The sequence below is a fragment of the Consotaella salsifontis genome, from assembly GCF_900167365.1.
GTDB classification, from domain to species: Bacteria; Pseudomonadota; Alphaproteobacteria; order Rhizobiales; family Rhizobiaceae; genus Consotaella; species Consotaella salsifontis.
The window spans coordinates 142,957-159,868 of sequence record NZ_FUXL01000003.1 but is presented as its reverse complement, the minus strand read 5'-3'; the positions used below and the strand labels follow the sequence as shown (position 1 = coordinate 159,868).

General features: G+C 63.4%; 15 protein-coding genes. All 15 read right to left on the bottom strand.

From position 1 onward, the window contains the following. Window positions 1-127: 127 nt before the first annotated feature. The 15 genes from fliQ to B5D38_RS04925 all read right to left on the bottom strand — a co-directional run bounded on the left by fliQ (window position 128) and on the right by B5D38_RS04925 (window position 16,813). Window positions 128-394, bottom strand: coding sequence for a flagellar biosynthesis protein FliQ (gene fliQ, locus B5D38_RS04995; RefSeq protein ID WP_078707278.1), 267 nt, complete (start codon window positions 392-394; stop codon window positions 128-130). Then, window positions 394-825, bottom strand: coding sequence for a flagellar hook assembly protein FlgD (gene flgD, locus B5D38_RS04990; RefSeq protein ID WP_078707277.1), 432 nt, complete (start codon window positions 823-825; stop codon window positions 394-396). Before flgD ends, fliQ begins: the two co-directional genes overlap by 1 nt. After that, on the bottom strand, window positions 822-1,280 hold the full coding sequence (flbT, locus tag B5D38_RS04985) for a flagellar biosynthesis repressor FlbT (protein WP_078707276.1): 459 nt from the start codon (window positions 1,278-1,280) through the stop codon (window positions 822-824). Before flbT ends, flgD begins: the two co-directional genes overlap by 4 nt. Beyond that, complete coding sequence (gene flaF, locus B5D38_RS04980; RefSeq protein WP_078707275.1) at window positions 1,280-1,627, bottom strand: flagellar biosynthesis regulator FlaF; 348 nt, start codon at window positions 1,625-1,627, stop codon at window positions 1,280-1,282. Before flaF ends, flbT begins: the two co-directional genes overlap by 1 nt. A 54-nt stretch (window positions 1,628-1,681) precedes the next feature. Further along, window positions 1,682-2,758 carry a flagellar hook-associated family protein gene (locus B5D38_RS04975; protein WP_078707274.1) on the bottom strand — a complete coding sequence of 359 codons (1,077 nt, stop codon included), beginning with the start codon at window positions 2,756-2,758 and terminating at the stop codon, window positions 1,682-1,684. Between the two features lie 13 nt (window positions 2,759-2,771). Next, window positions 2,772-4,190 carry a flagellar hook-associated protein FlgK gene (gene flgK, locus B5D38_RS04970; protein ID WP_078707273.1) on the bottom strand — a complete coding sequence of 473 codons (1,419 nt, stop codon included), beginning with the start codon at window positions 4,188-4,190 and terminating at the stop codon, window positions 2,772-2,774. Between the two features lie 36 nt (window positions 4,191-4,226). Continuing rightward, window positions 4,227-6,209 (bottom strand): flagellar hook-basal body complex protein, encoded by a 1,983-nt coding sequence (locus B5D38_RS04965; protein WP_078707272.1) that lies wholly within the window; start codon window positions 6,207-6,209, stop codon window positions 4,227-4,229. 193 nt (window positions 6,210-6,402) lie between these two features. After that, a complete protein-coding gene (locus B5D38_RS04960; protein ID WP_078707271.1) occupies window positions 6,403-7,074 on the bottom strand; it encodes a response regulator transcription factor in 672 nt (223 codons plus the stop codon). A 122-nt stretch (window positions 7,075-7,196) separates the two neighbouring features. Continuing rightward, window positions 7,197-7,664: a transglycosylase SLT domain-containing protein gene (locus B5D38_RS04955; RefSeq protein WP_245318841.1), complete on the bottom strand. Its 468-nt coding sequence runs from the start codon at window positions 7,662-7,664 to the stop codon at window positions 7,197-7,199. Between the two features lie 91 nt (window positions 7,665-7,755). After that, the gene (locus B5D38_RS04950) at window positions 7,756-9,426 is read right to left on the bottom strand and encodes a flagellar hook-length control protein FliK (RefSeq protein WP_078707269.1); all 1,671 of its coding nucleotides are present in this window, start codon (window positions 9,424-9,426) and stop codon (window positions 7,756-7,758) included. After that, window positions 9,423-10,775 (bottom strand): hypothetical protein, encoded by a 1,353-nt coding sequence (locus B5D38_RS04945; protein WP_078707268.1) that lies wholly within the window; start codon window positions 10,773-10,775, stop codon window positions 9,423-9,425. The genes B5D38_RS04950 and B5D38_RS04945 overlap by 4 nt, the downstream gene beginning before the upstream one ends. Next, on the bottom strand, window positions 10,772-11,938 hold the full coding sequence (locus B5D38_RS04940) for a flagellar motor protein MotB (protein WP_078707267.1): 1,167 nt from the start codon (window positions 11,936-11,938) through the stop codon (window positions 10,772-10,774). The genes B5D38_RS04945 and B5D38_RS04940 overlap by 4 nt, the downstream gene beginning before the upstream one ends. Next, window positions 11,935-12,696, bottom strand: coding sequence for an SPFH domain-containing protein (locus tag B5D38_RS04935; protein WP_078707266.1), 762 nt, complete (start codon window positions 12,694-12,696; stop codon window positions 11,935-11,937). The genes B5D38_RS04940 and B5D38_RS04935 overlap by 4 nt, the downstream gene beginning before the upstream one ends. Then, a complete protein-coding gene (fliF, locus tag B5D38_RS04930; protein ID WP_078707265.1) occupies window positions 12,693-14,435 on the bottom strand; it encodes a flagellar basal-body MS-ring/collar protein FliF in 1,743 nt (580 codons plus the stop codon). The genes B5D38_RS04935 and fliF overlap by 4 nt, the downstream gene beginning before the upstream one ends. 257 nt (window positions 14,436-14,692) lie before the next feature. Further along, complete coding sequence (locus B5D38_RS04925) at window positions 14,693-16,813, bottom strand: flagellin N-terminal helical domain-containing protein (protein WP_078707264.1); 2,121 nt, start codon at window positions 16,811-16,813, stop codon at window positions 14,693-14,695. Between the last annotated feature and the right edge of the window lie 99 nt (window positions 16,814-16,912).

The window sequence follows — 16,912 nt, the reverse complement described above, 5'->3', positions numbered from 1 at the left end:
CGAAGACACGTCTTCACGCCAGATTGCCGATCCATCGCAGACGAAGGTTGCGCCTGCCTGTTCTCACGAAAAAAGCCGGGCCCCGATGGAGCCCGGCTCTTTATGTCGGACGCGCCGAACCGGCGGACTAGAACCCGTGCTCGATGCGCGAATAGGATTGCTGGGTGAAGGCGTAGACCTGCGCGCCTGTGAAGGACGCGGTGAGCGCGATCACCACGAAGATCGCCAGGATCTTCGGGACGAAGGTGAGCGTCACCTCCTGAATCTGCGTCAACGCCTGGAAGAGCGCGATGAGAATGCCCACCAGCATGGCGGCGCCAACGGCGGGCCCTGCCGCTGCAACGATCGTCCAAATGGCGGACTGAACGATGTCGATCGCGTCAGCCTCGTTCATCAGGCGTTCCCGTAGGCGATCTTGACGCCCTCGTTGAGCACCAGCGTCGATCCGTCCGCGAGGACGGCCGTCGCGCCATCCTGGGTGATCTTGACCGCGGTCACGACACCGCTGGTCTCACCATCGGCGGAGGTCGCCGTCAGGCCGATGATCGAACCCGCCTGGGTCAGGGCCGAGACGTTGAGAAGCGAATCGAGCTTCGTGTTCGTCTTGATGGTCTGCTCGACCTGCGAGAACGTCGCGAACTGAGCCATGTATTCCGAGGAATCCATCGGCTCCAGCGGGTCCTGGTTCTTCAGCTGGGCGACCAGAAGCTGAAGGAAGGAATCGTAGTTCATGTCCGCCTTGGCGGCCGACGTGTCCTTCGCCGTATTGTTCGACGTGTTTGTCGGCGGTGTGTTGCTGGTGGACGAAACGGAATCGACGCTCATGAGCGTGCTCCTTGAACGAGCCTGGACGGACGAGCGAAGCGCTCGTCGGAAACTTCTGGAACGGGGGCGCCCGCGATGATGGCGTCCTCGATGGGAATCAGGGCGCGCAGGCGCTTCAGGGCATCGAACGGACGATTGCGGCCGATCATGTCCGCTATGTCGTTCAGCCCGTCCAGAATCTCATCATTCGTGAAGGCCGAGAGGAGAAGCTCGTTCGACCGCGCGAACATGGTGCGCGCCTCGTCCGCGTTGGCCGGATCGATCAGGATCATCTGGATGATGAAGTAAAGCTGCCGCAAGGACGTCGTCGCGTCCTCCGCCTGCAGAACATGGCCTTCGAGAAGAAAGACGACGTCGTTCAGAAACTCGATCGACGTCTTGCGGTCGACGCGCATGACAGCGCCGTTGACGAAGATCTTCTCGCCGGCCCTGAGGGAAATCCGGAGCACAGACATTAATTCAACCCGTCGCGGATGGTCTCGGAGATCTCGATCAGACCCTTGAAGTTCTGCGACTGACCCAGTCGAATGGCTTCAGCCTGCCGAAGTATCCACAGACCAATGGAGATGAGATCGCCCTTGAGCTGCTTGGGCAGATCGTTCTCGGGGCGGGCCAAGTCCTCGATCAGGACGGCCCAGAGATTGCGCGTCACGTAGAGCGCCTCAACGGCATCGCGCGAGCGCGGGCCGTTGCGTTCCGCCCGCCGCAGCAACTCGACCGACCGGTCGAGGGCCTGACGCTCGCGCTCCCGCGCATCGACACACACGTCCTGAGCGACCTCGGCATAGGAAAACTGGTACATGTTCACCTTCTTGTTTGGCGCGTTGCTGGCCGGCGTAGGTCTGCCTCAGACCGTCTAGAGGTAGTTCAGCAGGCTGAGGCCCTGAAGCTTGGATGTCAGGGAATAGGCTGCCTCGAGCTGCGTGGTCAGCATCGTGACCCGCGTCGAGGCTTCGTAGACGTCGACATCCTCAAGGCTGGAGATGGAGGCCTTGACGACCGCCTTCTTGCTGTCGAGCCTATCGTTGGCGGCCTCGAGGCGCTCCTGACGCAGGCCGATGTCGCCCTGCAGGCCGATGAGCCCGGAAACCGCGCCGCTGGTCAGGCTCGACGCCTTGCTCACCAGGGCGTTGCGAGCACCCTCGCTGAGATTCTGCGTGCCAAGCCCAGCCATCATGGCGTAGCCCTGGAGCAGATCGCGGAATGCGCCGAGATTGGCGTTGGCCGAGACGTCGATCGACTCGCTGGAAGTGATCTTGTTCAGAACAGGATCGCTGTTGGAATTGGACCACAGGCTCTTCCAGGTCGACGCATCGGCGTCCGACGGATTGTCGGGGTCGTAGTCGAAGAGGCTCGCAAAGGAGCTATTGAGGAAGTCCTCCATCTGCGTTTGCGTCGCGGTCGCAAGGCTGAAGGTCGAGTCGACATTGTTTTTGTAGTCCTGCACCGACTGAAGCAGGGCCTCCTGCGCGGGCGAACCCTCGTAGTCCTGGAGGTTGTTGTAGACACTCGGCTGCTCCGAGGTGTTGGTGCCGGCGAAGAGATACTGGCCGTTGGTCGCGGTGTTGAGCGCGCCGAAAAGCTGCTCGAGACCGGCGTTCGCCTGGGTGACGAGCGTCGAAATATCGACCGAAGCCGTCTGCCCCGTCACCAGCGCGGAGTTGAAGCTCTGAGCCGATTTCTGCAGGCCTGAAAGTACGTCCTGCATCGAATCGAGCCGGACGCCGATGAGGTTGTTGCTGGTGCGCTGGCTGTCGACGCTCGACAGTTCGACCCGAAGGGTGACGGCCTGTCCGGTCGTTGCGCCGAGCGAGGCACCCACGTCGGCGTGGCGCCCCGTGGAAACCTCTTTTTCCGCGTCTCGGATCTGCTCCTGGGAGCGCAGGATCGTCGTCCGCTGGGCCGTGATGAGAGAGAGTGTGGAGATGCTCATGGACTTTGCGATCCTAGTGCACGCTGTCGAGCAGAACTTGCAGCATTTGGTCGATCGTTGAGATCAGCTTGGCGGAGGCCTGGTAGGACTGTTCGAACTGCAGGAGCTGCGTCAGTTCGTCGTCCAGGTTGATACCGGTGGCATCCGACAAGGCTTCCTGGGTGCGCTGGAGCACCGTGGACTGATACTCGGCTTCGTTTTGCGCGTTGGAGCGCACGCCCTCGAGCCACCCGACGGAAGACGAGGCGAAGTTGACCAGCGTCGCGGAGGTTTCGATGCCGCCCGAGGCGTCGAAGGTCTGCTTCGCGTTGAGATTGTCGATGAGCTGGTTGATGTGATCGGCGAAGCCGGAAGCGCCCGCGCTGTTGTAGCTGCCGAGGGCACCGTCGCGCAGGGGGAAATCCGCAAGGTTGTCGGAGATGCTGAGCCGCCCGGCCAGCCCGTCGACTTTCATCTTGTCCGGGCTGTCGGCCGAGGGATCGGTGAAGATGCCGAAAACCGGCTTGCCCGAACTCGTCTCGGAGAAGGCGCTGACCACCTGCTGAGCGATCTGATCCAGCTGGTTCTGATAGGTGACGCTGACCTGATCGCGAAGCTGTGTCAGGCCAAAGATCTTGCCGCTCTGGATCGGCATGGTCGAATTTTCGCCGGTCACTGCGACGCCGTCGATATAAAGGCTGTTGCCTGCCTGACCGGCATCCATCGGAATGGACTTGCTGTAGCTGACGGTCCGCGGCGTCGTCTCGAACATGGTCACGCCGGAATCGGTGTAGAGCACCATGTCGTTGTTGGCGCGCTTGCCGACCGTGACGCCGACATATTCCGAAAGCTGCGACACGATCTGGTCGCGCTGGTCCATGTAGTCGGTGACATCCGCCCCAAGCTTGGAACCGGAGACGATCTTGTCGTTCAGCGACTTGAACTGGGCAAGAAGATCGTTCATCTCGCCGGCCGCCACCGAGATGGCATTGTCGGCGTCCCGCCGAACCGTCTCCACGACGTCGCTGGCGTCGTTGAGGCCTTGCGCCAGGTTCTTCGCCGCCTGCATCGCCGAACGCGCGAGATCGGCGCTGTCGGGACTGGCGGAATAGGCGGTCAACGCGCTCTGGAGCTTTCCGACCAGGGAAGCCGGCGATATCTCATCCTCGGTATCGCCGACCGTTGTTGCTAATTGGCCTAGCCCGCTCGTCAGAGCCGAGAGCGAGGCGTTCTCCGAGGTCGCGTCCAGCTTGTTGCGGAACAGCGCCAGGTTGGTCGACTGCGAGACCGACATGACCGAGACGCTGCCGTCCGCCCCCGTCGCAACGTTCGCGTATTTGCGCGTCGCCGTGGTCGAATTGACGTTGGCGATATTGCGCGAAACGATCGACGTCAGCTGAGAGCTGGTCGTGATGGCTGATTTCGCGCTGTCGAGGGCGGAAGTGAGCGACATATAAGCCTCTGGATCTGCGTGCTAGGCGGACGCGGATTACCGCTTCAGGTTGACGAGAACGTCGAGGATGTCCGCGCCGGTCTGGAAGGCCTTGGAGTTGGCGGTGTAGCCTCTCTGCGCCTCGATCATGTCCGTCAGCTCGGACGCCAGATCGACGGTCGACAGCTCGACCGCGCCGGAGACGAGCTTGCCAAGGCTGCCCTCGCCGCCGAAGCCGATGGTCACAGCTCCCGAGGCCATCGTGGCCTGGAAGGCGTTGCCCGAGATCGTCTGCAGATTTTCCGGGCTTTCCACCATGGCCATGGGGATCTTGTAGAGTTTGAGCGTCGAACCGTTCTCGAAGACGGCGCTGACGATGCCGTCCGAGCTGATCTCGACCTTGTCGACATCGCTCGGCGAATTGCCGTTGGTCTGGCCTTCGAGGAGAGTATAATCGGCGCCGAGCTGAGTGAAGCTGGAGATGTCCAGCGTCATCTCCTTGCCGTTCGGCACGACGAAGGTGAGGTTGCCGGCAGAGCTGAGCTTGCCGTCGCCGTCGAAGCTCAGCGTCTGAGTGGTCAGCGCCGCGCTGGAATAGGGGAACTCGCCCGTGCCCTTGTCGGCGTCGGCACGATTATAGACGGCCATCTCCCAGACGTTGTCCGAGGTCTTCGTCATGTAGATGTCGAGCGTCACGGGAGCGCCGACGCTGTCATAGGCGACCAGAGACGTCTTTTTGGTGTAAGTCGAGGTCGCCAGGTTCGCCGAGGGCGGAACTCGGTCAGTGCCGTTGACGATGGCAGCGGCGGTAAGACCGAGATTTGAGGTCGTCGTTCCATCGCCATCGAGCGCCGAGGCTGCCGCCAGCCCGACACTGATGTTGTTCGTACCGTTGGAGGCCGTGCCGAGGCTAAGGCTGATGTCAGTGCCCGAAACGCTGACCTTCACATCGCCAAGGCCCGCCGCGGTCACAGCCGTCTGCAAGGCTGTCTTGAAGGCGGCGGCCGAGGCCGTGTTGGCCTTGGTCAGGACGATTTCGACATCGACGGGAGCGTTACCGTCAACCGCGATTGAGTACTTGACCCTGTCGCCGATGCTCGCGCCCGTCGAATTAAAGGTGCCGATCTTGACGCTGGCGAAGTTACCGGTCGCCGCCACAGTGCTGGTCGCCGGGGCAAGGCCGAGCGTGCTGCTGATGATGTCGTCGCCGTTAGCCGTGCCGACGTTTTCCAGCTTGATCGACGCGGCGGAGCCCTTGTCACCCGTGGCAAAGGAGATCGCCTTGGTGCTGGAATCGACGTCGGCAACCACCTGATCGGTGCCGAAGACGCCATCCAGGGCGTTCTGCAACGCGTTTTCGAACGCCGCCGGGCTCGCCAGATTGTCCTCCGTCGTCACGACGGTGACCTTCTTGGCAGTAGCGCCGTCCAAAGAAATGTCGAAGGAAACCCTGTCGCCGACATTGGCGGCGGAAACGTCGAACACGCCGGCGTTGATCTTCGCCGCGGTGCCGCCCATGTCAGCCGACTTCGGCAGATTCACCGACAGAATGCCCGACGTCGTCGGGGTCGCGATCAGCGAGGACGTGTTGAGGTTGACGGCCTCAAGGCCGGCGTAGCCGTTGGCCACGCCCACCGTGTCGCCATAGGGCAGCTTATAGCCCATGAGGGTCAAGCCGGCCGAGTTGACCAGATTGCCCTGCGAGTCCTTCACGAAGGAGCCGGCACGTGTCAGAAGCGGGTTGCCGGCCGCATCCGAGACGACCATGAAGCCGTTACCGGAAATCGCAAGATCCGTGGTCGACGTCGTGTAGGACAGACTCCCCTGCTGGCTGATCAGGTTGCGCGTCGTCGTTTCCACGACGCCCGAGCTGTAAACGCCAGTCGCACCGGAATTGAGAACGAGGCTTGAAAAGTCGGTCTGCGATCTCTTGTAGCCATTCGTGTTCGAATTGGCGATGTTGTCAGAGACCGCGCTCAGGCGGTTGGCCTGCGCATTCATGCCCGAAACACTCGAGCGCATGATCCCGTAGATGCTCATTCCACGTTCCCTTTTCCACACAGCGGAAATCACTGGATGGAAGAGGTAAGCAAGGAGCCTTGCGTGTAGCTGTTGCTACTCGGGCCAAAGACGACAAAAGCCCGATTCTACAAGAAGAAAAAATAAAAAGGCCCGCCAGAATATCCAGGGCGGACCTTTAACTATTTATTAAGTATCTGTCTAGACGGTTTCTTCAATCCACCCCGATTCCGTAACCCAGATAGCGCTTCGAAGAAACCGGATCATAGCCAAGGCGCATCTTCAGCTTCTTGCGCAGCTTGCTGATGTGGCTTTCGATGACGTTCTCCTCGACGTTTTCGTCGAAGATGCCGTAAATGGCGGAGAAGAGCTGCTGCTTGGAAACGCGGCGACCGCGATTGGCGACCAGATACTCCAGAATGCGGCGCTCGCGGCGGGGAAGCGCGATGGTTTCGCCAGCAACCTCGGCATCACGCCCGTCGGAGAAGACGGCGATCTCGCCGACGACAGTGCGTCCGCTGTCGTGGCCCTCGCGGCGGCGAATGGCGCCGACCCGGGCCAGGATTTCTTTCACATGGACGGGCTTGGCAACAACGTCGTCGACGCCGGCGGCGAAGAGATCAAGCGTTCCGTCGAGGCTGCGCGCCTCGGCAAGAGCGATCATCGGAGCACGCGAGCGGCTGCGAATGAGGCGTGGACAGGACGACCTGTCGTTGAAATCGCCGAGAAGGAACGCCTCGACGGCGGACAGGTCCGCGTCAGGCGCGGTCTCTACCCATTCACGGAATTCTTCAGGCTTGAAGCCGGCTGCGGAGATTCCCTCGCGTCCGAAAAGGGACTGATAGCCTTCGGTCACAAGCTCGCGGTTATCGACAACGACGATCATAACACCCCTCGAATCGCTTTGTTTTTCTTTATGGTTAATGATTACGATTGGGGCCCCGGGCTTCATATCCTTAATTTTTAGTAGATCGTTAAAATTTTGGAACTTCGAGGTAAGTACTTGATTTAATTACAGAATTTTCGAGACTCGTCGGTCCAGCGCCCCACTCCTACGGCAACCATATTAACGATCACCTGGCACACATAGCGCTTCTGGGCGGGGTCGTTGTCGGGCCCCGCGTGATAGCGCGCGACAGCCATGGTCCAGCTCCCCTCACGGCGCCTCAGGTCGGCGAGAAACCGTGCTGCATAGGCGACATTGCGCGCGGGATCGAGCATCGCCGCGACGCTGGGGAAGGCTTGACCATGATACTTGTGGTTGATCTGCATGCAGCCGACGTCGATTAACGTCTGGCCACTTTCCCGCGCGGCGTTGAAGGCGGCGAGAGCCTGTCCGGCATCATCGGCGAAGACGGCTTTGCCCGCGATGTTCAGGGCATAGGGAGACATGGTCCCACGTCGGCCGGTCTCGGCGAGGCCGACGGCGTAGAGGATGCCGAGCGGCACCCCCGTGCGCCGGGATGCGGCGACCATGACCTTCTCGCATGACGCGACGGCCGAAGGAGCGGGCAAAGCCGCTGTCGCGGCTGTGGTCGGCGCCGCCAAGGCGGCGGCGCCAGAAAGATCAGAGAAACACAGAAGGACCGCCAGAGCGACCCTGCGGCAGCGATGTTTCATCAAGGCTGGGACGCCCTCTTTGGCTGCTCGATTGGCGTTGTCCGCCCTGTCCGGCATCGCTGGACGAGCGTTCTCCACCCTGCCCTGCCGCGTTCTGGCCGCCATTGCCGGCGGTCTGCCCGCCGGAAGTGTCCGCCTGCCCGGCACGCGCCAGATGGCTTTCGCGCGTGACGACCTTGACGGAAGCATCGTCGATGGAGAAGCCCGCGCCCTGCAAGAGCTTGCGCAGCCCCTCGCGGTCGTCGGCCAACTGCATGGCGGTCTCCGCCTTGCTGGCAGCAAGCTCGACCGAGAGCTGGCCGTTGACGAGACGCATCTGCACCTCAATCTTTCCGAGGTGCTCGGGCTGGAGCTGGACCAGCATAGTCTTCAGCGCCGCGCCACCGGCCTTGAGGCGGAAGCCGGTATCCGAAGCGGTCTGCTGGGGCTTTGCCACCTCGCTTTCGGGCTGCATCGCCTCGATAATTCGGTTGGCGACCTGGCCGACGATGGTGCCGCCATCGGCCTGCAGCGTCGGGCTCGCGGACGAAACGCCGCTCGCCGGAGCGGGCGCAACACTCTTCATCGTCACCTCGGACGTCCGAGGCTCGACGAAGTGGGATTGAGAGCGACTGGAGCGGTCGCCATCGTCCTTGCCCTTCCGATCCGACGCAGCGCCACCGCCTGTGTCGGGCGACGCGGCCGCCACGGGAGCCTGGACCGTTCGAGCAGTTCGCTCAGCAACGTCGCTCTTGGCAGTGTCCATGCCGGAGGCATGGTCCGGATCCGTGGCCGAGGATAGCGCCTTGGCGAAGCTGGCCCAGGCGCCTCGCGCATCGCGTGGCCGCGGTGCGCCAGCCTCGGATTCCGAAGGCGCGTCCCCGCTTTTTCCCGATGCCGGCAAATCCACCGCCGGCAGATCCACCTGCGTTTCGTCCCCCGAACGAGCCGCGTTGCCGGCCAGGAAGTTCCGAGCAGAGGATGCGTTGTCGAGCACGACCTGCTGGTCCTCGTTGGGCTCGAAATGGGTCTCCATGTGAACCACATCGACGCGCACCTGCTTGGGCGCCTCGCCGTCCTCGCCGATTGCCGCGCGGACCTTGGCACCGAGCGAAAGCGACAGAGCGTCGAGCGACTCCGGATCGCTCGCTGCCGTCGGGCCTGTGGAGAGAGCTGCCACGCCATCGTCATTGGCAAGGCCGCTGGCGAGCCCGACAAGACGCTTCAGCTCGTCGGCTCCGAGTTTCATATCGTCCTCGGCAGCCGCCTCAGTCCCGACACTCGCCGATGGAACGTCGACGTCCTGCGTCGGCGCCGGCTTGACGATGTCGCGTCCGAGTCCCTCGGCGCGCTGCATGTAGCCCGCGCAAAGTACCCCCGCCAGCTGGATTCCAAACGTGCGTCCGGCTTCCCCTGTCTTGCCGTCGGCAGCGGACGCGTCGGCGTCGGCCGCGTCGTCCGGTGCTTTCTCGCGGGCCGCCTTTGTCTTGCCGCCAGAAGAGGCGGCATCCTTCATGGTCTGGCCGAGCGCGCTGTCGAACTCCTTGCCAGCCGTCTTTTTGTGCGCCTGCGAGCCACGGCCATCGACCGCTTTGACCGCGTCGCCGTCGATGGCGGCAGCAGCAACTGCAATGGTCATTGCTTCTTCACCTTGAGGTCGTCGGAAACCTGTTTCAACAATTGCTCGGCCCGGCTCGCCAACGCCGATGGATCACCCTGACCGCTCGCCGAGTCAGGCTCCGCTCCGGCGAGAAGCTGTGGCGTCTTGGCTGTCTTGATCTGCTCCAGAACGGAATAGGCCGCGTCGCGAAGATCGCGGTCTGCGGGCTGAAGCAGCGTCGGGTCGATGGCGTTCAGGGTCGCCGCTCCCTCGCCGTAGTCGATGGTGGATAGGGTCGAGGCCACGGAATAGAGAAGCGCCCTCGCCCGCTCCGGTGGCGCCGCCTCGGTAAAGGTCACGGCTTCACGCGATGCCTCGGCCGACAGCGGCATGTTGCCCTTGACGAGCGCGCGGCGCGCAACGGCCAGGAGCACGGAAAGCCGCTTGGGCGCATCGAGGTTGGCGGTGATGTCCATCGCCGTCGCCACGGTTTTCTTCGCATCGGCGGTCGGCCGGTCGGCATAGGCGGCGGCAAACCTGGCGCGGAAGTTGTCCGCATAGGCCGAACTGGCGTAGCGGTCGAAATACTGCCGTGCCAAGCCATCCGCCTTGTCCGGTTGGCCCACCTGATCGGCCAGCAGAACCTCGAGGCGCAGCGCTGCCTCCTCGATCAGGCCGCCCGGCGCGAGAAGCCGCGCGCGATCGAGGAATCCGATAGCCTGCTTGGGATTGTCGAGTTGATCGATCTGCCCGAGCGCAAGGTTGATATGAGCGGCCAGGCCCGGCTCCATGCCCCGGAAATCCAGCGAGGACAGCTTTTCGCGCGCCTCCTTCTGCCGGTTTTCGACATAGGCAAGAGCGCCCTCGATGATCGTCTTGGCGTCGCCCTCGATGTTGACACGTCCCAACAGCCCACGCAGCGCCGCCGGCGGGCCGCCGCTGAGGGCGAAAAGCGCCGCCGCGCGCAGATTGCGCGGGTCCGACCAGAAGTCGGGGTTGGGGTCAAGGAAGGCGCCGCCGAAGCGCTGGAGAAGTCGCGCCTGAACCGCGATGGCGCGGCCGTTTCCGCGCGCCACCTGATCCTGAAGGAATTGCATCGAACGCACGATCTCGAACGGCATCGGCGGGCGCGCGAGCTTCCAGGGACCGCGCTCGTCCGCGGTCGCCCCGCCTTCCGCCACCGCCGCTTGATCAGCGGGCGCGGCCTCCGTGGCCGTCTCGGCACCGGCGGACGTATGAGCAGTCGCTGTCGCGGCATCGCCGGCCGCGGCCGGGTCAACGGCGTGCGTTGGTTCGGTGGCGTGATCCTCGGCATGCGCCAAGGGTTGGCCGAGCAAGAGCACGGCACCCAGGGTCGCAATGGGAGCAAAGGCAGAGCGGTTTGTCATGCCGGCGTCTCGGTCAGAAGAATCTCGATGCGCCGGTTGGCAGCCGCTTCGGGGTTGTCCGGCACCTTCAGATTGCGGTCCGCGAAGCCCTCGATCGACTTCACCCGATTCTCGTCGAGTCCACCGCGCACGAGCATGTAATAGGCCATCTGGGCACGGTCGGTCGAAAGACGCCAGTTGTCGTAGGACGCGCCGTCCTTGTACTGCCGCCCGTCGGTGTAGCCACGCAGCGAGATCGATCCCTTGCGCGTCGAGAGGATGCGCGCGATCTCCGCCATCATGTTTATCGTCGCCGCGGTCGGCTTGGCCGAACCGATCTCGAACATGCCTGAGTTGCCCTCGTCGGCAATGGAGACGATCACGCCGCCGTTGCCCTGGCTCACCTGAACGTTGGCCGGCAATCCCGGAGCGATCTCGGCGATCTGCTTCTCGAGATCCTGCTTCAGCTGCTCCTGCTTGGCGGCCTCATCCTTCGGCTTGTCGGCCTTGGATTCCGCATCGGCAGTCTTCTCGGCAGTGTCGGGCTTGTCAGACGGCTTCGGCGGGTCCTTGACGACGACGGTCGTCTTGAATTCCGGCGGCGCGACTTGGGTCGTGCCAGGTTTCGCACTGGCGACCGCGTTGGGCTGGAGCTGCCACGACGACGGATCGAAAGGGTCGCGATAGGCTTCGCCGCCATTCAGGCCAGGCATGCCATTGCCGTTGGGTTGCCCCTCCGCGCCGAGCTTTTCGCCGGTGCCGGGACCACCTTCTGCGGCGATTTCGGCAAGCACGGCATAGGGATCGGAGAAGATCGCTTCGGCATCGCCGCCCTTCTCTGGACCGGCGACAGGCTTGCCCGACCCCTCGCCTGAGGCATCGGCGTTGCCCGCCCCACGTTCAGGCACCGGGATCTCCTCGCCGGCATTGCCGTCCTTGAGGCCGCGCGCCGACGGCGTCGCGTCGTTGAGCTTGATCGGATTGAAGTACTGGGCGATCTGCTTCTTGGTCGCATCGTCGGACGCATTCGTCAGCCACATGACCAGGAAGAACGCCATCATGGCCGTCATGAAGTCGGCGAAGGCGATCTTCCAGACGCCGCCATGATGCTCCTCGTGATCATCATGGCCGCGCTTGACGATGATGATCTCGCCGTGGCCCGCATGCGGGTTGGTCTCGCTCACGACAAAGCCTCTTCCAACGCACGCCGCCAAGACGACAGACGCGTCTCGATCACCGTCGTGTCGGCGGAGACACGCACCTCTTCCGCGGTCTCGCCTGCCTCGAACGTCACGAGTTTCCTGTGCTCGCCGAGCTTTTCGGACAGCATGTTCAGAAGGTCTTCGGGGCCGGAGGCGACGATCTGATAGGACTTGCCGTCGAGCGCCATGGTGCGGATCGCGCCGATCAGCTCCTCGACCGTGCGCTGCTGGCGCGCACCGGTCGCGACCGGCATGAGGACGGCGGAGAGAGCCGTCTTCACCGTGTTCTCCAGGCGCTCGAGGCCGGTCGCGAAGCGTTCCGCCATGCGCTCCGCCTCCTCGCCGATCCACTGCTTGCGCGCCTCGGCAACCGCTTCATCGCGCATCTTCTCGGCCTTGGCGCGCTCTTCGGCGAGGGTTTCGGCGAAGACGGCCTCCATCTCGGCGCGCATCGACTCGCGGCCATCACAGAAGGCCTTCTCGCGCACATCGTCGAGATCGAGAGAGGGCTCGGGGGTCAGCTCGATTTCAGCCAGAGCAGGCGCCGCGTCCTCGAAGGAGGCTTCGGCATCCGCCTCGATGGAAAGCACCGGCGCCGGTTCTTCCTCGCTCCCGTAGCCGAGATGCTCGAAGGTCGCCTGCTCCGCCCGCCCGTGGCGGTGGGGTTTTCCGTTGCGGAATGGGACTGCCGTGCGCTGCTCGAACTCGGACAGGTATTGGGCAAGAGGGATCGCGGTCATGCGGCCTCCTTCTGGTGAATCCACTGTTTCAAGATCTCAGCGGCCTGCTCTTCATCGAATTCGACGAGCTTGGCGAGGCGCGCCTGCGGCGAGTTGCGCTTGCTTTCGGCGAGTTCCTCGAGAAGGTCGTCGCTCATGGCGCCGCCCATGGCGCCACCCATGGCACCGCCGACACCGTCGAAATCGATGCCCGCGAGAAGGTTTTCGGCCATCTCGTTGGTGAGCGGCGCGCCATCGTCGGCGCCACCGATGGCGTCCATGCCGGCGAAATCCGCCATTCCGGCATTCTCGAGGTTGATGCTGTCTTCGGCAGCGGCGGCGGCCGTCGCGGAGGTGGCCGTGATGGCGCGGATGGCGGGCTTGAGGCCGAACCAGATCAGAAGGACCGCGACAACGAGCGCCGTCAGAGCGTTGATGAGCGTGCCGGACTGGCGCATGAACATCTCGCCGAAGCCAGGCGCAGGCACGGGCTCGAGAGAGTCGGCGGAGGCCACGAAGTCGACGGCGCTGACATTCAGCTGATCGCCACGCTTCTCGGAATAGCCGGCCGCCGAAGCGACGATGTTCTTGATGTTGGCCAGAGCGGCGTCGATCTGCTCGGGCGTCGCGTCCTTGCCGATGGTTTCGGCGAGCTTGGCCCGGTTGACGACGACGGCGATGGACAGACGATCGACGGAATAGCCATCGGACTGGGTCTGAATGGTCTTCTCGTTGATCTCGAAGTTGGAAAGGTCCTCGCGCCGCTCGGAATCCGTCTTCGACTGGTTGCCGCTCGCGGCCTGGGTCTGGTCCTGCGGAACGTTCTGGTCGGCGGTGACGGGCGTTTCCGTCTGCGAATTCGTCGAATTGTTGGTTTCGCGCACGGTGCGCACGGAGCGCTCGACGCGGCCGTCGGGATCGAAGATGCGCTCGTTGACCTGCTTGCGGTCGGTGTTGAGCCGCGCGACCACCGAGGACTGGAAGTTGCCGATGCCGAGATAGGGCGAAAGGGTGCGCCGGATCGACTCCTCGACGCCGTTCGAGACGATCTTCTCGATGCCGAACAGCTTGGTCGGCGCGGCCGAGGTCGAATCATCGCCCGAGGCGAGCAGCGTGCCGTCCGCGCTGAGGATCGTCACCTCTTCCGGCGTCATCTGCGGGACCGCCGCCGCCACGAGATGGCGGATCGCCTGCGCCGAGGTGAATGATTCGGGCGTGTCGGTGCGGATGACGACGCTGGCGGAGGGCTTCTGCTTCTCGCGCCGGAACGAGCCTTCGTCGGGAAGCACGATATGAACCCTGGCTGCGCGAACGTCTCTCAGCGTCTGGATGGTGCGAGCGATCTCGCCCTCCAGGGCGCGAACCCGCGTCACTTCCTGCATGAAGGAGGTGAGGCCCATGGAGCCGAGATTGTCGAACAGCTCGTAGCCGCCGCTCTCGCCGCTCGGCAGGCCGTGCTCGGCAAGGAGCATGCGGGCCTGCGCGGTCTGCGAGAAGGGCGTCATCACCGTGTCGCCCTTGGTGTTGACGCTGAAGGGAATGCCTGACTCGCTGAGCGTGGCGGAGATACGCGTCACGTCGGACCGCTCGAGACCCGAATAAAGGGCCTCCATATCGGGCCTGCTGAGATAGTAGGCGCCGATACCGACGATGGCGACGATCAACGCGCCGACAATCGCCAGCGCGCCGAGCTTTCTCGGCCCCAGCGCGCCGAGATTCGCCATCACCTGTTCGACTTGTTCGCGCCCGACGAAGGTCATAAAGGGCCCCCTAATGCCATGTCACCGCATTTCAAGCGGGACTATTGCGGGGCAAGCTTGCGCGGGGGTTAAGCTATGGCTAACGAAGGTTAACGGCGCTCTCGACTTGCGCCTGCCATGCCGCTTCGTATCGCTCCCTGGTAAAAGAAAACCCCCAGGCCAAAGGCCCAGGGGTTCCAATTCTTGAAGCCGGATCGAGCCTTGCGTCGGCTCGGTGCGGCGCTGGCGTGCCGCCCTTTCGGGCGGCGTTAACCAGCTTACTGGAAGAGACGCAGGACGTTCTGAGCCGACTGGTTGGCGATCGACAGGGCCTGGACGCCCAGCTGCTGCTGGACCTGGAGAGCCTGAAGACGGGTCGACTCCTCGTTCATGTCGGCATCGACGAGGCCGGAAACGCCCTTGTCGATGGTGTCCATGAGGTCGGTGACGAAGCCCTGCTGCAGCTCGATGCGGCCAGAGACCGCGCCGAGAGAGGAAGCCGCCGCCGTCACCTTGCTGATCGCGGTGTTGACGACCGAGATGTAGGCCGCGAGCACATCGGCCTGGTCGGCCTGCGACAGCGCGGTGAAGCTCTCCGAGGTCACGTCGATCTCGTCGACCGAGATCGTCGAGGCACCCTGGCTGACATTGACAGCCGAGAGCTTGAGGCTCGAGTCCGCACCCGCCGTCTCCGACGTGAAGGTCAGGTGCTCAGAACCAGTCGTGCCGGCCTTGCCAACGGTCACGCCCTTGACGTTCGCGGCCTTCAAGGCGGCTTCCATCACCGTCTTGAACTGGTCGGCGTCGGCGATGTTGCCCGACGTGTGGCCAGTGACATCCTTGAGGGCAGAGTCGACCAGGGCCTGGTCGATCCGCACGGTCGTCGGCGCCAGGGCCTTGTCGACCTGGATGGTGAAGGAAAGGTTGTCGTCCTTGTCGAGGGTGAGCGCGGAGAACGTGCCAGTAGATACCGTAGCGGCTTCCGTGGTCGGCAGACCGGTGGGGGTCGACGGAACCTTGTAGGCGCCGTCGGCGTCCTTAATCACGACGCTGTTGAGCTTAACGTTCGATGCTGCACCGGTAGACTGAGACTTAAAGACCAACTTGCCGGTGTCAGGGGTGCTGCCTTCAGCCACGTCGACGGCGCCGTCAAACGCCGTGTCGAGGAGCGCTGCAATGTCCGAGACACTGTGCGAAGCCCCAACGGTGATGGTCTTCACGACCGGCTCAGCCGCGCCATCGACCGTCAGCGAGAAAGTGAGCTGGTCACCTTCAGCCAGCCCGGTCGTAGTGAACGTGCCGGTGGTCAGCTCGCCTGCGGTCCCGGTCCCAGTTGAGGCCGTCTGAGTGCCGTTGCCGAGGCCCAGCGTCGTTGTCGTCGTGCCATCGGCGTTAACGTTGTTGGGTGTCGTGCCAGCAACGGTAATATCCGTCGCTGCGGACAAGGTAATCGCGTTGCCAGTGCCGCCGACGGTGACACCCGTGATCGTCGCGGTCGTCAGCGCGTTCGTGATCGCCGTGCGGAGGGTGGCAGCATCGGTGACGGAGGTTAGATCGACAGTGACTGCCGTTGCGCTCGTCGCGCTTCCCCCAGTCAGGTTGAAGCTAATCGTGTCGCCGGTATCAATACCAGTTGCATCGAAGGTGCCGAAGGCGAAAGTCGCAGTCGGCGTTCCAGGAGCACCGGCCGTTCCCTCCAGGGCCGTCGCTGCAACGCCGGTATCCGAGCTGGCGGTTGCACTCAAGCCGCCCGTCGAGGTGTTGCCCTTGTCCGTCGCCTTGCCACCGACCTTGAGGTCGGATCCGTCGGCCTTCTTCAGCGCGACCTGGCCATCGAGGATGCCGCCCGAGTCGCTGACGGTGCTGGCGTCGTAGAGCGCGATCGAGGAGGTGTTGATGTCGATCTTGCCAATCGAAACCGAGCCGTTGGCATCGCGGGTGAAGGAGGCGACGACGCTCTTGGTCGGGTTGTAGCCGGCGACCTGCGAATTGACCGACAGCCAGTTCTCGCCCGAGAAGGTCGAGGAGTTGGCGATCGACTTCAGCTGCTCCTGGAGGGCATCGACCTCGTCCTGGACAGCCTTGCGATCGACGCCATCCTGGGTCGCCGAGGTCAGCTTTTCCTTGATCTTGTTGAGAACGTCGAGCGAGCTGTTGAGGCCCTGATAGGCGGTGTCGACGGTGGCGGCGCCGAGGCCGAGGGCGTCGGAGACGCTCGACATGGCCGAGTTGTCGGACTTCAGCGTGGTCGAGATCGACCAGTAGGCGGCGTTGTCCTTCGCCTCGCCGATCTTGAGACCGGTGGAGATGCGGTTTTCGACGGTGTCGAGCTTGGTGTTGGTGCTCTGGAGAACGCGCAGAGCGGTGGTGGCGGCGGCGTTGTAGAGAACGCTGGTCATACTGTGATGTCCCGAAAAACTCGTTGATCTTGGGGGACATTCCGGGTCGTGCCGGGATGACGAGCCGGCATCATGCCTTCAACCGGAAAAGCCGGTTAA

Coding starts and splice junctions, on each gene's coding strand:
- flgK (WP_078707273.1), bottom strand. CDS start 4,190: ATGTCGCTCACTTCCGCCCTCGACAGCGCGAAATCAGCCATCACGACC.
- fliF (WP_078707265.1), bottom strand. CDS start 14,435: ATGACCTTCGTCGGGCGCGAACAAGTCGAACAGGTGATGGCGAATCTC.
- B5D38_RS04935 (WP_078707266.1), bottom strand. CDS start 12,696: ATGACCGCGATCCCTCTTGCCCAATACCTGTCCGAGTTCGAGCAGCGC.
- B5D38_RS04955 (WP_245318841.1), bottom strand. CDS start 7,664: ATGGTCGCCGCATCCCGGCGCACGGGGGTGCCGCTCGGCATCCTCTAC.
- flgD (WP_078707277.1), bottom strand. CDS start 825: ATGAGCGTCGATTCCGTTTCGTCCACCAGCAACACACCGCCGACAAAC.
- B5D38_RS04965 (WP_078707272.1), bottom strand. CDS start 6,209: ATGAGCATCTACGGGATCATGCGCTCGAGTGTTTCGGGCATGAATGCG.
- B5D38_RS04950 (WP_078707269.1), bottom strand. CDS start 9,426: ATGACCATTGCAGTTGCTGCTGCCGCCATCGACGGCGACGCGGTCAAA.
- flaF (WP_078707275.1), bottom strand. CDS start 1,627: ATGTACCAGTTTTCCTATGCCGAGGTCGCTCAGGACGTGTGTGTCGAT.
- B5D38_RS04960 (WP_078707271.1), bottom strand. CDS start 7,074: ATGATCGTCGTTGTCGATAACCGCGAGCTTGTGACCGAAGGCTATCAG.
- B5D38_RS04945 (WP_078707268.1), bottom strand. CDS start 10,775: ATGACAAACCGCTCTGCCTTTGCTCCCATTGCGACCCTGGGTGCCGTG.
- flbT (WP_078707276.1), bottom strand. CDS start 1,280: ATGTCTGTGCTCCGGATTTCCCTCAGGGCCGGCGAGAAGATCTTCGTC.
- B5D38_RS04925 (WP_078707264.1), bottom strand. CDS start 16,813: ATGACCAGCGTTCTCTACAACGCCGCCGCCACCACCGCTCTGCGCGTT.
- fliQ (WP_078707278.1), bottom strand. CDS start 394: ATGAACGAGGCTGACGCGATCGACATCGTTCAGTCCGCCATTTGGACG.
- B5D38_RS04975 (WP_078707274.1), bottom strand. CDS start 2,758: ATGAGCATCTCCACACTCTCTCTCATCACGGCCCAGCGGACGACGATC.